The following is a 14,048-nucleotide window of genomic DNA, read 5'->3' as shown; positions in this document are numbered from 1 at the left end:
CATTTGTGCTGGAAAAGGCTGCCTGTGTATGGCCTTTGGGATAAAGGGTATTGTGTCAATAATGATACAGTTGGCATGCAATGCCCATATTCCGTTATAAGATTACGCAACCTGTAATTGCGAACGATTATTATTTCCTGTATTGCCCTCCCTACTATTCTTTCTGTGTTGGGGCATGTGCATGAGCAGAGTTTACAGGGTGTATTTTGCACCCCTTTCCGTTATGGGCGCTATTTTGCTGTCTACACAGGCTATGGCGGCTATTACGCCAAAGTCTGATACGCCAGATGGGCATAAAAAGCGTAATTCGAAAAATGCACGTCTTCCAAACAAAGTTGTTTCTAATAAAACAGATATTGCCTCAACAGATGAAGAACGCCTGACCGTTAGCGGGCATGGGTTTAACACCATGCACCAGTCTGTTGGCCTGTCGCGTATGCCGCAAGATGTTATGCATACGCCTCAAAATATTAACGTTGTGCCCCAAGCCCTTATGCGTCAGCAAAATGTTAAGTCTCTCGATGAGGCTTTGCGTAACGTGCCCGGTGTAACAGCGTCTATTGGGGAAGGGGCTGGCGGCATGAATGGCGACCAGTTTCTTATCCGTGGTTTTCAAGCTCAGAATGATATTTATGAAGATGGGTTAAGAGATTTTGGGGTTTATTCTCGAGACTCTTTTAATTTTGATTCTGTTTCGGTTATTAAAGGCCCATCTTCAGAAGTGTTTGGTAATGGCACAACTGGTGGTGCCATTAATATGGTTACCAAAGCCCCAACACTTAAAAACCGTTACGCGGCTGAATTTAGCGGTGGGTCTGGCAGCTACTACCGTGGCACACTCGATTTTAACCAAAAAATTAACGACTCAACAGCCTTCCGTATTACTGGCATGGGTGATGAGCACAACGTTGTAGGGCGTGACTACATCTATTCGCACCGTTGGGGGGTAGCGCCTTCTCTTGCGTTTGGTCTTGGCAAACGGGCAACGCTTATTTTGCAGTATATGCACCAGCAAGAAAATTCTGTGCCAGATTTTGGTGTGCCTGTTGTTAAAAAACCGGGGAATAGTAGTAGTGGCCCAATTACCGAATACGGGATTCGCCGTACAAACTGGTACGGCACAGACAGCGACCAAAACGCTACAAACGACAATATGGAAACTGCGCGGTTTAGCTATAAGTTAAACAAACATATTACATTTTATGATGATTTGCGCGGTGGTGAATATTACCGCACATTTGCCGCCTCTAAAGCCACGTGTGACGCAACATGTACAGCAAATTATTTTAGCGGGAAGGAAGCATGGGTTGCCCGTGCTGGGCCTAAAGGGGCTGGTAATGCCACAGGCCCATACCCCGGCAGCAGCATGGCGCCATTGCCCTATGAACAAAAAAGCTGGTCTGTACAAAATGTTGCAACAATGGTGGCCGATTTTAATACCGGCTTCTTGAAGCATCAGGTTGTAGCAGGTTTTGATATTGAACGCGTGAACGATGTACGTTCTCAATCAACCTATACGCGCAACAAGCCATACGCCAATTTGGTAAACCCTAACCCTTACGTGGGGGATTTGAATTTGGTGCCCGGAGACTCAAACACCGCTGGGCTTGTAAGCCTTGGGGCACTGGGTGCCAAGTCCCATAGTAATGGGTATGGGTTTGATACAGGTATATTCCTGTTCGATCAGATTTGGTTTACAAAATGGCTTTCTGTTAAAGGTGGTTTTAGGTGGGATAGGTGGAAAACCGCCTATAACATGACCGGGGGCGATGTTTCTAAAAACCCAGATATTCACTTAAAAGATACATCAAACGTTTTTAACCCTAACGTTAGCCTTATTGCCACACCAGATGAGCACCAGACCTATTACTTTACGTGGGCCAGCTCAACCACGCCTATGGGTATGTATGTTACCAACGGGTCTGTGCCTATTCGGCCCGGCACCAATTCTTTTGCCAGCCCTGAAAAATCTCAGCTTTACGAAGTGGGGGCTAAATACAGCATTTTACATGACCGCTTAGGGGCCACCATTTCTCTGTTCAGGCTTGATAAAGGCAATGCCATTAATATGGACCCCGTAACGGGGGAGGCACAGGGTTCTTCAGACCGGCAGCGCAACCAGGGGTTAGAGCTTTCTGTAGGGGGTATTATTCTACCCGGTTGGAACGTGAGCGCCACGTATGCTCTGTATGACAGCAGCACGCTGGCGTCTGGCACGGCGGCAAATGTTGGTAAAAAAGTGCAATATGTGCCGCATAATCAGGCTACGTTGTGGTCTGTTTATAATGCCTTTCCAACTAAGCCTTACAACATTGCTTTTGGTGGTGGCTTAACATGGCGGCAGGGTGTGTGGCTGGATGCAGGTAATACGGCACGGGTGCCCGCTAACCTAGATTTTAGCGCTGTTATTTCTCATCGCTTTAATGAGCATTGGAAAATTTCAATGAACGGTTACAATCTTGCCAACCGTTTGAATTACCAAAGCCTGTTTTCAAACCGGGCAACACCGTCTGCTGGGCGTATGTTCTTGGGTGAAGTCAGCGTAGCTTACTAAAATAATGCGCGGGCATAAGGGGCATTGCCCCCTTATGTTCTTTTACCTGCCTGATTTTCTCCACTTTCTGTCGTCATGTTTCTTCCCTGCGTTTGCTAGTGCAAGCCTGCCTGTGTGCAAAAGGGCTGGATTAGCAGCGGGATAGGGTGTTTGGTATGGGCGTTTCATACCATTCCCACAGACTGGCGAGGATTGCAGAGCATATGGTTAAGATCAGCCCATTGGCAGGCAAGCAGTTACCTTCAGCAGATTTGGTTGATATTCCTGCCCTGCTGGCAGCCTATTATGATCGTAAACCAGACGTTGCTGTTGCAACCCAGCGTGTGGCGTTTGGTACATCTGGGCACCGTGGCTCGCCTTTGCACACCAGTTTTAACGAAAACCATATTCTGGCAATGTGTGAAGCCATTGCCCGCTACCGCAAAGCCGAGGGCATCGATGGCCCGCTGTTTTTAGGCATTGATAGCCACGCTGTGTCTGCCCCGGCACAGCGTACAGCGCTTGAGGTACTGGCGGCACACGGCATTAAAGTGCATATCGACCAAAGTGGTGGTTACACGCCCACGCCGGTTATTTCCCACGCTATTTTGGCTTACAACAAAGGCCGTACCACAGGCCTTGCTGATGGCATTGTGGTTACCCCCTCTCATAACCCGCCAAGCGATGGTGGGTTTAAATATAACCCCCCCCACGGTGGCCCGGCCGATACAGCCATAACCAAAGCCATACAGGATATGGCCAATGAGTTTTTGGCAAACGGCCTGCAAGATGTGCAACGCCTTGCTTACGATACCGCCATACAGCATCCCTGCATTACCAAGTATGATTTTGTAACGCCTTACGTGGCAGACCTTGCCTCGGTTATTGATATGGAGGCCATTCGGGCCGCTGGCGTTAAAATTGGCATAGACCCGCTAGGGGGGGCGGCTGTTGGTTACTGGCAGCGTATTGTTGAGCAGTATGGCCTGAACGCCACCATTGTGAGCACAGAAGTTGACCCCCAGTTTGGCTTTATGACAGCCGATTGGGACGGCCAGATTCGTATGGATTGCTCATCGCCCTATGCCATGGCGCGGCTTATTTCTATGGGGCAGAAATTTGATGTAGCTTTTGCGAACGATACAGACGCAGACCGCCACGGCATTGTGGCCCAGCCTGATGGGCTGATGAACCCCAACCATTATTTGGCTGTGGCTATTTTCTACCTCTACCAAAACCGATCAGAATGGAAAAAAGACCTAGGTATTGGCAAAACACTGGTGAGCAGCAGCCTGATAGACCGTGTTGCTGCTGAACTGGGGCGTAAACTGGTAGAAGTACCCGTTGGCCTTAAGTGGTTTGTACCCGGCCTTATTGATGGCTCTTTGGGGTTTGGGGGGGAAGAAAGTGCCGGGGCGACCTTCCTGCGCCGCGATGGTACAGTGTGGACAACAGATAAAGATGGCCTGATTTTAAGCCTACTGGCCGCTGAAATTACGGCGAAAACCGGCAAAAACCCCAGCCAGCATTACCACGAACTGATTGCACGCTTGGGTACACCTTATTATCAGCGCATAGATGCCGCCGCCACGCCGGAACAAAAAGCACGTCTTTCTAAACTCTCCCCCGAGCAGTACCCCGGTGATACGCTGGCAGGTGAGGCCATTACCGCTAAGCTGACCAAAGCGCCCGGCAATGGTGCTGCCATTGGGGGCCTAAAAGTGACCACGCGCGATGGGTGGTTTGCTGCGCGCCCCTCTGGTACAGAAGATGTGTATAAAATTTATGCAGAAAGCTTTAAAAGCCCTGAACATTTGAAAGAAATTCAGGAAGAAGCACAGACGGTTATTAATAAAGTGCTCTCTGTCTAAAGGGTGTTTACTCTGGCCCGCAGCGGTTAAAGCGCGGGCCATTGGGGCCTCACTTGGTTTTGAGGCGCATGGAGTGGGTAAATGCGTTACTATGCTTTTCAAGAGGGGGTCTAAACCCTATTTTGAATACGCATGAGTGGGCACGCATTTGTATAAAAAACAGATTGCCTGCCCCTACGAATCAGATTATTACGTTTTGAATTGTTTACTGCTGTTAATGTTTCCGCAATGTGAGGAGCCCGATGAAGTCCTTAAGTGTCATGGCAACCCTAATTCTTACGCTCTTTGCCGTGTGCATCATGTGGGACGGTTCATCAGCTTTTGTGGGGCTTAAAAAGAATATTTTGCAGGCTACAGGCTATTCTGAAGCTAAAGCGGCCTGTGTTGCATCAGAAGGGTCGGAATATGCAGCGTGCGTTGTGGCCCAGCGTGAAGACGAAACAGCCTAAATAGGCTGCCTCTAGAACACGATAAGCGGTTTTTTCGGCAAAGAGTCTTGCAGTAAGCAAGGCTCTTTTTTTATGGAAACTTGGGGTGGGGGTTATAGCGCCGCGTTAGGCTGCGCATACTCTTATTTTTTGGGACATGACTTCTTCCATTACACCCTAATATTCAGAGAATGGGTCGGGACATTCTCAAATAGGGTGCTGCAATTCCTGAGTTAAACCATGCCAATTTGGGTTGGTTTGTGAGGTTTTACCCTTTTGCAAACTCACGTGTAGGCAACGGCTGGCAAGAGTGGGTGTCTTGCGTGCCAATTATAAAGACCCTCGTGCGCCATAAGGTAAAATTTATAGAAAAGGGGGTATGTCCGCGGCGGGATTCGAACCCACGGCCCCAGGATTCATACCACTTCGGCTTTCACCGCCACCCGGCTGCGTAAGCAGGGGGTGTTCGTGGTCTGGACTGTCCCTTTGCCCTAGGCACATGGCCCGTAGGCACCGCCCATCCAGTCTCTACACCTTCTGCCCCTAAAGGCAGCTTGGCTCGGGATTGGCACGGCCTAAAGAAAGGCCAGAGCGTTCCCCGAATTTGAGCGGATACACCATGAGGTTTCCCGCCATGGCGCCCAATTGCATTAGGAATCCTGTGCTCTATCCTGCTGAGCTACGCGGACACACAAGATGTGCTTATACTAAAATAGCTTGCAGGGGCAAGGGGCCAGAACTGCCGCGCTAATAGCGTTTTGCAGCCCGTGCAGCTTTGCCACAAAGGGTGGCCACATACCGCTTGCATAAAAGCTGGTCTGGCGCGCCAGTTTGCTTGCAAGACAACTCAAGGGCTTGGGTTTCTTGCAGGGCATCGCTCAAAGCGGGTAGGGGCCATAGCTCTAGGGCGCGGTTAAACCCTGCGGTACGTTTAAAAAATACAGGCGGCTTTAGCGCTTTTATGGCATCGCTTTTGCTTTCACCGTCTGCCATGGCGGCTCTTACACGGCGCAAGCGGTGCAGGTGGTTCAAAAACGCGCGGGCAATGGCAATGGGGCTAATGCCCTCAGTTAAGGCGCGCTCTATGGCAAGGTCGGCCTCAGCCCGGCGGCCTTCTGTGGCGGCAAAAGCGGCATCTTCTAACGATACGCTTCCAGCGTCTCCTATACAGGCGTGGGCGTCTTCTAAACTCAAGGTGCCGCTGTCATTGGCGTAAAGTGCAAGTTTTTCAACTTCGCTGCGGGCGGCACTGCGGTCTGCCCCTAAACGGCCCGTAAGCCAGTGCAGGGCGTCTGGTGCTATGCGTACCTTATGGGCGGCCAGCATTTGGGTAATGGTGCCCTCAAGGGTGCGGCCTTCTTCTGGGTAGCAGCCAACGCTTGCGCAATCGGGCCGTTTTTCAAGCAGGCTGCGCAACTTGGAGCGAGAGGGCAGGCTGGGCGCTTCTAAAATAACCAATGTGTCGGTTGTGGTTTCCAATACAGTGGTTACGGCTTTTAAGAGTGTGTCTGATGCATCGCGCACACGCACAACCCTGCGCCCCCCCATGAGCGAGAGAGCAAGGGCCTCTTCTTCCAACCGGTCGTGGGTTTCTTTATCCAGCACGGCGACACGGAAGGGGTCGTCTGTTGTGCCTGCAATTTGGCGGGTAGCGTCTTGGGCACGCTCGCGTATAAGGCCTGTATCTTCACCATGTAAAAGAATAACACGCCAGCTTCCGGGGTCTTTGGTTACACGGGAGAGCGAGCGGTTATCAATTTTCATGGGGTGCTCCTGCTAGGCCGTGTGGCTTACAGGCTCCCGGCATTGGGGGTATCGCGCCCGGTTGCCATATTAGGTATGGCATCTGCCCCTTCTTGGTCCATTGGGGCAATGCCTTCAGAATCTGGTATGGCGCTGGGGGCAGGGTAGTAAGATTTTGGCCCTTCATCACGCTTAATGGCCGCTTGGGTGTGGGTACGGAACCAGATAGAAACCTGCTGCGTAATCTGCTCGGCCAAAGCTTGGGCCACGCGGGCTACAACGGTTTCGCGGTTGAGAGATTGCGCAAAATATTGCTCGAAGGTGTTTGTGTAGCCGTCCATATCGGAGGCATCCCCTTGGGCGAGCAACACAGGCTCTTGCGCTACGGTATAGAGCGCCCAATGCGCATGTGCGTTGGTGCGCACACGGCCAGATGTGTTGTCGCCATGAATATCAATATATTCTTCACCCACTGCGGGGGTTACGCGCAGGGTGTAACCGTCTGGGTTTTCTGGGCCAGCGCCAGCCATTCTTTCTTGCAGGGCAAGGCGCACCAACTGGCCAGTCCGTTCAGGAATGTTGGCAACATACACCCGCCGCAGTTCGTCTTCTGGTGCTTTTTCTCCGGCTGCGCCCTGTGTGCCATAAAGCGGGCGAAAGCCGCAGCCGCTTAAGGTTGCAGGGAGTGCCAGCAAAGGCAGCGCAGTAAGAGAAAAAGCGACCCAAGACCGAAAAGAGCGGGTTTTATGCATCAGCCTGCCGTTACAAAGTTAACAATGCGGTTGGGCACATGCACCCGTTTGACAATACGCTTGCCCTCGAGCAACCGGGCTACGTTAGGCTCGGCTTCAGCGCGGGCGACCACGGCGTCTTTGTCTTCATCGGGGGCGGCTTCAATTGTGCCACGCAATTTGCCCATAATTTGCACGGCAATAGTGACTTGTGTTGCAGCCAGCAGGCTTGGGTCTGCTTCTGGCCAAGGTTGTTCAACCACCATGGTGCTGCCCGGCTCAAGCTGGGCAAACATTTCTTCTGCCAAGTGGGGCATCATGGGGGCGCACAGCAGGCACAGGGTGCGGGCGGCTTCACGGCGGGCAAAGCCCATACCAGTGGCATCGGCTGTTTTTTCAGCATCGGCCAGGGCAGATGTCAGCTCATGAATACGCGCCACGGCCACGTTAATGGCAAAGCCTTCAAGTGCTTCGGTTACAGCGGCAATAGTGCGGTGTGTCGCGCGGCGCAGGGCATCTGCCTGTGGGGTTAGGTCTGCTGGGCAGCTTGGCTGTGCTGGCACAGACTCGGCAACTGTGCGCACAAGACGGAACAGGCGCTGGGCAAAGCGTGCCGCACCGGCAACCCCTGCTTCTGTCCATTCCATATCGCGCTCTGGTGGGCTGTCAGACAGTACAAACCACCGTGCGGTATCAGCGCCAAAGCGTTCAATAATGGCCACTGGGGCCACCGTGTTCCGTTTGGACTTGGACATTTTTTCAACACGGCCAACGTTCACAGGTTCTTCTGTGCCGCGCTTAACGGTGCTGTCACCTTTGCGTTCTACTTCTTCTGGGTAGAGCCAGTTGCCTGCTGCGTCTTTGTAACTTTCGTGGCTGACCATGCCTTGCGTAAACAACCCGGCAAAGGGTTCGCGCACATCAAGATGGCCAGTTTTTTGCATGGCACGGGTAAAGAAGCGCGCATAAAGCAGGTGCAAAATAGCGTGCTCAATACCGCCAATATATTGGTCTACTGCCAGCCAGCCATCGGCTGCGTCGCGCACGGTGGGGGTTTGTGCATGGGGGGCGGTAAAGCGGGCAAAGTACCAAGAACTATCGACAAATGTGTCGAAAGTATCTGTCTCACGCGTGGCAGGTTTACCGCATTTGGGGCAGTTAACGTGCTTCCATGTTGGGTGGTGATCTAGTGGGTTGCCCGGTTTATCAAACGTAACATCTTCTGGCAGTTTAACTGGCAGTTGGTCATCTGGTACGGCAACCGCGCCGCAGCTATCGCAATGAATAACCGGAATAGGGCAGCCCCAGTAGCGTTGGCGGGAAACACCCCAGTCGCGCAGGCGCCAGTTGGTAACCCCTTTGCCAACGCCCATACCTTCAAGGCGGGCAATGGCTTCGCGCCGGGCATCTTGTGTGCTCAGCCCATCTAAAAAGCCGGAGTTAATCAGGGTGCCATGGCCGGTAAAGGCGTTTTTGGTAATGGCAAAGTCTGCCACGTCTTTGCCTGCGGGTAGCACTACGGCTGTTACGGGCAGGTTGTATTTGTGGGCAAAATCAAGGTCGCGTTGGTCGCCTGATGGGCAGCCAAACAGAGCGCCGGTACCGTAATCCATCAGCACAAAATTGGCGATCCAGATCGGGAAGCTGGCATCAAGGAAGGGGTGGTTGACCCGCAGGCCCGTATCAAAGCCGCGTTTTTCGGCGGTTTCAACGGCTTCAACCGATGTGCCAAGGCGGCGGCATTCAGCGACAAATTCGGCGGCATCTTTGTTGTGTTCTGCAACCCAAGCTGCCAGCGGGTGGTCTGGCGCAATAGCCAGAAACGACATGCCAAAGAGCGTGTCTGGGCGCGTGGTAAAGACTTCAACCGCGTTGAGGTTGGTATCGAGCCCGGCTGGTGGTTGGTGCAGCGAGAAGCGAATATGTGCGCCTTCAGAGCGGCCAATCCAGCGTTCTTGCATGGTGCGCACGCGGTCTGGCCAGCGGTCTAGGCTTTTTAGCCCTTCAAGCAGGTCTTCTGCAAAATCTGTAATTTTGAGAAACCACTGTGAAAGTTTTTTCTTTTCAATGGGGGCGCCAGAGCGCCAACCACAGCCATCAACCACCTGCTCGTTCGCCAGCACGGTCTGGTCTACGGGGTCCCAGTTGACCCAGCTTTCGCGCCGCTCAACAAGGCCGCCTGCCAAAAAGTCTAAAAACAGTTTTTGCTGCTTGCCGTAATAGTCTGGCAGGCAGGTTGCAATTTCCCGATCCCAGTTGAGGGAAAAGCCAAGGCGCTGCAATGTGGTGCGCATGGCGGCAATATTGTTAAGTGTCCATTCCTGTGGGTGTACGCCACGTTCACGCGCTGCGTTTTCAGCTGGCAGGCCAAAGGCGTCCCACCCCATTGGGTGCAGCACAGCATAGCCACGGGCCCGTTTGTAGCGGGCTACAACATCACCCAGTGCGTAGTTGCGCACATGGCCCATATGGAGCTGGCCAGAGGGGTAGGGAAACATTTCCAGCACGTAGTATTTGGGGCGGTCTGCTGGGGGTACGTCTGGCACGGTAAAGACATTGGCCTGCTCCCACGCTTTTTGCCAGCGTGGCTCCACGCTATCAAAATCGTAGGACAAGGTAGGCGTAGCCGGGGTGGCGGGCGTGTTGGCAGGCTGTGTCATGGAACTCGTGCAGGTCAGGGTATGGAAAGGCAAGTCATTTTGAGGCAGCGGCAAAAGCCGGGGCGGTTAGTCGTCCCGGTTGCCGTTGTCTGCGCGCAGTTTGCGTGCGCGGGAGAGAATGCGGGCTGCAATGTCAGACCCGGTATTGCCAGCGGTTGGGGTATCTACCCATTCGCCGTCTTGTTTGGCTTGCCTAAAAACAGACAGGCGCAGTGCGTCTGAGCGCAGGCGGCGGTCAAGAATGAAGGCGGTAATTTTAAAGCGTTCATCGTGTGTGGCTGGTGGGGTGTACCAGTCTGTCAGAATAATGCCGCCCTCAGCATCGGCTGTGGCAACAGGCATAAAAGACAGCGTATCTAGCGTGGCGCGCCAGAGATAGGCGTTAACGCCACCCTTAAGGGTGTCTTCACCGCCAGAAGCACCACGGTCTTCTGCAAGCAGGTGGTTGCGGGGGGCTGTCAGGTCACTGCTGGACTTGGGGCCACCAAAACAGGCAGACAACAAGGTAAGGCTAAGCAGAGCCGTAGCGGAAAGCCATGATGAGGCCCCGCGCATACGGCACGCGCTAGAACCAGAGGCTGGGCGGCGGGGCATGAGACGACGTGGCATGGTGTCGGTACGGCTCCTTCGGCGCGTGGCGTCGATCTTCCCAGTCCTGCCTTTGTTCTGCCTTGGGTCAGGAACCGGTATGTGGGTCACGGGTGTCGAGTATCTTACATATCCTGTCGGGGCAGTTACGCCAAGCGTCTGCTTGCATTCTGCCGCACGGCACTGGGTACGGGGTAAATGGGCTGCCTAAGGGGTGGCCACTGGCACGCAAGACAGCCCCTGTTGGCGTAGCGTTGCACAAATGGCGCTTGTTTGCTGGGCGGGTAGCCCCGCAAGCCGTGTGCGCCATACGGGGTGGCTGTTGCCAGAGGGTGCAATACGGTCAATCTGGCTAACAGCATTGGCCAAAGCGGTAGAAGACCGCCTTGCCAAAGAAGCCGCCCGTATAGCCCGCGCCTGCGTTGAAAACGCACCAATTTGAATGGCGGCCCCCCCCGTGCTGCTGGCCAGTGTGCCAACCGGGGCAGTAGGCCGCCATGTGCTTTGGGGGGTGGGGGCCGTATAAGCTGGGGCGTTGTTGGGCTGTTGGTATGCGTAATAAGGGCGTTGCGGGCTTGCTGTGGGTTGCGCGTTAGCCACTGTTATAGCCCCGGCAGAATTTGCGGCCCCACCGTAAGGGGTTGGGGGGCTTAAGTCCTCATCGTCTAAAGGGGGGGCGGTGCCTGCGGGTTGTGCGCCTGTAGCAAAATTTTGCTGGTTGTAGCTGCGTGGTGGGTCAGCCGCTGGGCCATAGGTATCAGCCACAACGGTAACTGGGGGTGTAGGGGCTGGGGCATAGGCAAGCTGTGTGGGTTGCATTAGGCCCGGTACGGGGTCGTTTAAGTGGAGGCTAATGGCTGCCATATAGGCTTTGGCATAGCCGGGTAGGGCCGTGCCTTTAGACCGGTGGTTTTCTGCACATTGTGGGCCGCAGTTATACGCGGCCAAAAAATCGGGCGAGCCAAAGCGATCGTAAAGCTCGCGAATATACCCGCTGCCAGCCATAATATTATCGTGGGGGTCGTAGGGGTCTGAGCCTAGGCTATAGCGCTGGGCAAGCTCAGAATAGGTGTCGGGTTTTATTTGCATAAGCCCCACCGCCCCATGCACCGAGCGTATTTTGCGGCCATGTAAGTATTGGTGCCCCCCCGACTCCTGCTGCATGACAGCCCGGATCCAGGATTGTGGAATAGAAAACCGGTTGGAGGCTTCCTGAATATAGCCGCTCCAATGATTAACAGAGGCCCCGGCGGCAGCGGTATGCGTGGTGCGGGCAGGTTGGTTGGCACAGGCCGCCAGTGTTGCCAGTAGCCCCAGGTAAAGTCCCGTTGTGGCTTGCCGTTTGGCGGTGGCTTTGCGCATTTTTCCGAACACTGTGTCCATACCAGACTATGTGCCTGTGTTGCGGGGTAGATGCAATCATGGTCTGTGTTGGGCTGTACCGTTCAGCTATGCCTGCGTGGGGGTATGCTTGCTGGCAGGGTACGGTCTATTTCTTGCACAAGGGTTGGGTTGGTGCGCCGTATTTGGCTTGCTCGCAAAATATTAGCAGCCGAACTTTCTGCCCGGCCTGATGCCCATTCCTCTAAAAAACAGAGGTCGGATATACAGTTGGCCCCGTGTCTATGCACGGTGCGGCGGGCCGCAGCGCTTTGAAACAGCGGGTATTTGACAAGAGACATAGGCAATGAAAACTCACCTCAGTAAAAAACATCTGGGTGCTCGAAAACATTACCAATGTGTCATTTTAAAGATGCAGCCCTTTTTTAGCTGTGGCCCGAAGGGGCGTGAGCAGGCTCTTGTTTGTGCCGTTTAGCGCTTCTGTTTTTCTTGTAAAATGCGTGCTCCCAAGGCCTCAAGGGCCGCGCGTAGGGGGCTTTCTTCCATATCGGGCACAGTGCATTGCGGGTTAGGGCGTAGAGAGGGCGCGAGGCGTTTAGGAGCTGCCAGCCTTATGCCTGCCTGCGGGTCTTGTACAAAGCGCAAACGCGCCACAAGGCCATGCCCACACCACGTATTAATACGCGCCACAAGGGCATCGCTTAAATGTTGCAATTCCATAGCCACGGGCCCAGCACAGGCAATGGTTAAAGTGCCAGCACTGAGTTTGCTTGGGGTTGTTACGGCGGCATGGGCGGGGCCTACAATATCGGCCCAGTCGGTAAAGACCTGCACACTGGCGGGTGAGCGGCGGCGGAAAGCAGGGGCCGTAACTGCTGGCAATAAGGCTGCCAAGCTGCGGGCCGTTAAGGCGCGTTTGGGGGGCTCTGGCGGTGGTGTGGCGCCAGTTTTGCCCCGCGTTGTTTTGGGGGCAGCTTTTGTGCCCGGCGGCGTGGTGCGTGCACTGGGCGCTGTGCTGCCTGTGCGTGCGCCAACCTTGCCGGAGCGTGTGTCCTTCGCCATAACGTCCTCCGTGAAAATACCGCCCGCCCATTTACTGCTCGACTGGTACGACCGCCACCGGCGTGTTCTACCGTGGCGCTCCGGCCCCGGCCAGAGCGCAGACCCTTACCATGTCTGGCTGAGCGAGATCATGCTTCAGCAAACAACGGTTAAAGCGGTGGGGCCGTATTATCATCGGTTTTTGGAAAAATTTCCAACCGTGCAAGACCTCGCCAGCGCTGAGCGTGATGCCGTGTTAGCGGCGTGGGCCGGGCTTGGCTACTACTCCCGCGCGCGTAACCTGCATGCGTGTGCCCAACAGGTGGTGGCTTTGGGGGGCTTTCCTCATACGGTAGAAGGGCTGCTTACCCTACCCGGTATTGGGGCTTACACGGCCGCAGCCGTAGCCGCCATTGCTTTTGGTGTGCCCGTGGTGCCGGTTGATGGCAATGTAGAGCGTATTACCGCCCGCCTGTTTGCCATAGAAGCCCCCCTGCCAGCCGCCCGTAAAACACTGGCCCAGCTTGGTGCACAGTTAAACGAGGGCAAAGCCGCGCAAGCCCGCCCGTCTGACTTTGCGCAGGCTTTGTTCGATTTAGGGGCCTCTTTATGTGCGCCGCGCTCTCCGGCGTGTGGGGTGTGCCCGTGGCAGGGGCATTGTGCGGGCCAAAAAACGGGGCTTGCCCCAAGCCTGCCCCGGCGTACCCCAAAAGCGGTTAAGCCCGTGCGTTATGGCGTGCATTTTCTGGTGGTAGATGAGGCAGCCCAAGTGCTGCTGCGTAAACGCCCAGAAACCGGCCTGCTTGCCGCCATGACCGAGCTACCCGGCACAGAGTGGCGCACAACCCCATGGCCCCAAGCCGAGGCCCTGCGCCATGCCCCCGTACCCGCAGACTGGCAGCCCTGTGGTACGGTTAAGCATGTTTTTACACATTTTACGCTTGAGGTGAGTGTATTTGCCGCACAGGTAAAGCGTTTTTCTAACCAGGCTGGGCAGGTCGGGTTTTTAGCGCCCGTGGGGCAGGTTGCCAGCCTGTCTTTACCATCGGTTATGATGAAGTGTTTGAAAGCAGGCTTGAAAACTCTTGAGGGGTAAAGCCGTTCTAGCCATG

The 14,048-nt window shown here is 54.4% G+C and carries 11 protein-coding genes; 4 read left to right on the top strand and 7 right to left on the bottom strand.

Annotated features, from left to right (window positions below):
• Window positions 1-181: 181 nt before the first annotated feature.
• From Abor_RS00655 to Abor_RS00645, 3 genes are all read left to right on the top strand, one after another.
• Entirely contained in the window at window positions 182-2,554 is a 2,373-nt protein-coding gene (locus Abor_RS00655; RefSeq protein ID WP_370684217.1) for a TonB-dependent receptor, read from the top strand.
• A gap of 203 nt (window positions 2,555-2,757) precedes the next feature.
• Window positions 2,758-4,404 carry a phosphoglucomutase (alpha-D-glucose-1,6-bisphosphate-dependent) gene (pgm, locus tag Abor_RS00650; RefSeq protein WP_048839911.1) on the top strand — a complete coding sequence of 549 codons (1,647 nt, stop codon included), beginning with the start codon at window positions 2,758-2,760 and terminating at the stop codon, window positions 4,402-4,404.
• Between the two features lie 242 nt (window positions 4,405-4,646).
• Window positions 4,647-4,853, top strand: coding sequence for a hypothetical protein (locus Abor_RS00645; RefSeq protein WP_126621285.1), 207 nt, complete (start codon window positions 4,647-4,649; stop codon window positions 4,851-4,853).
• Window positions 4,854-5,579: 726 nt separating this feature from the next.
• Here the strand turns inward: Abor_RS00645 and holA are convergent.
• The 7 genes from holA to Abor_RS00610 form a co-directional block, all read right to left on the bottom strand.
• Entirely contained in the window at window positions 5,580-6,596 is a 1,017-nt protein-coding gene (gene holA, locus Abor_RS00640; RefSeq protein WP_048839909.1) for a DNA polymerase III subunit delta, read from the bottom strand.
• 26 nt (window positions 6,597-6,622) lie between these two features.
• Window positions 6,623-7,327 carry a lipoprotein gene (locus Abor_RS00635; protein ID WP_048839908.1) on the bottom strand — a complete coding sequence of 235 codons (705 nt, stop codon included), beginning with the start codon at window positions 7,325-7,327 and terminating at the stop codon, window positions 6,623-6,625.
• On the bottom strand, window positions 7,327-9,966 hold the full coding sequence (gene leuS / locus Abor_RS00630; protein WP_048839907.1) for a leucine--tRNA ligase: 2,640 nt from the start codon (window positions 9,964-9,966) through the stop codon (window positions 7,327-7,329). Before leuS ends, Abor_RS00635 begins: the two co-directional genes overlap by 1 nt.
• Before the next feature lie 66 nt (window positions 9,967-10,032).
• Window positions 10,033-10,575 (bottom strand): DUF3576 domain-containing protein, encoded by a 543-nt coding sequence (locus Abor_RS00625; protein ID WP_084594296.1) that lies wholly within the window; start codon window positions 10,573-10,575, stop codon window positions 10,033-10,035.
• Between the two features lie 186 nt (window positions 10,576-10,761).
• Complete coding sequence (locus Abor_RS00620) at window positions 10,762-11,937, bottom strand: lytic transglycosylase domain-containing protein (RefSeq protein WP_052946326.1); 1,176 nt, start codon at window positions 11,935-11,937, stop codon at window positions 10,762-10,764.
• A gap of 62 nt (window positions 11,938-11,999) precedes the next feature.
• Window positions 12,000-12,236, bottom strand: a complete 237-nt coding sequence (locus tag Abor_RS00615; RefSeq protein ID WP_048839905.1) for a hypothetical protein — start codon at window positions 12,234-12,236, stop codon at window positions 12,000-12,002.
• Between the two features lie 130 nt (window positions 12,237-12,366).
• The gene (locus Abor_RS00610; RefSeq protein ID WP_232015234.1) at window positions 12,367-12,789 is read right to left on the bottom strand and encodes a DUF721 domain-containing protein; all 423 of its coding nucleotides are present in this window, start codon (window positions 12,787-12,789) and stop codon (window positions 12,367-12,369) included.
• A gap of 178 nt (window positions 12,790-12,967) precedes the next feature.
• Here Abor_RS00610 and Abor_RS00605 point away from each other — a divergent pair, with 178 nt between their 5' ends.
• Complete coding sequence (locus Abor_RS00605; RefSeq protein ID WP_086552600.1) at window positions 12,968-14,032, top strand: A/G-specific adenine glycosylase; 1,065 nt, start codon at window positions 12,968-12,970, stop codon at window positions 14,030-14,032.
• Window positions 14,033-14,048 lie beyond the last annotated feature (16 nt).

The sequence above is a fragment of the Acetobacter orientalis genome (assembly GCF_000963965.1).
GTDB classification, from domain to species: Bacteria; Pseudomonadota; Alphaproteobacteria; order Acetobacterales; family Acetobacteraceae; genus Acetobacter; species Acetobacter orientalis.
Note: the sequence above shows the minus strand (reverse complement) of the source record. Positions and strands in the feature narration are given on the sequence as shown.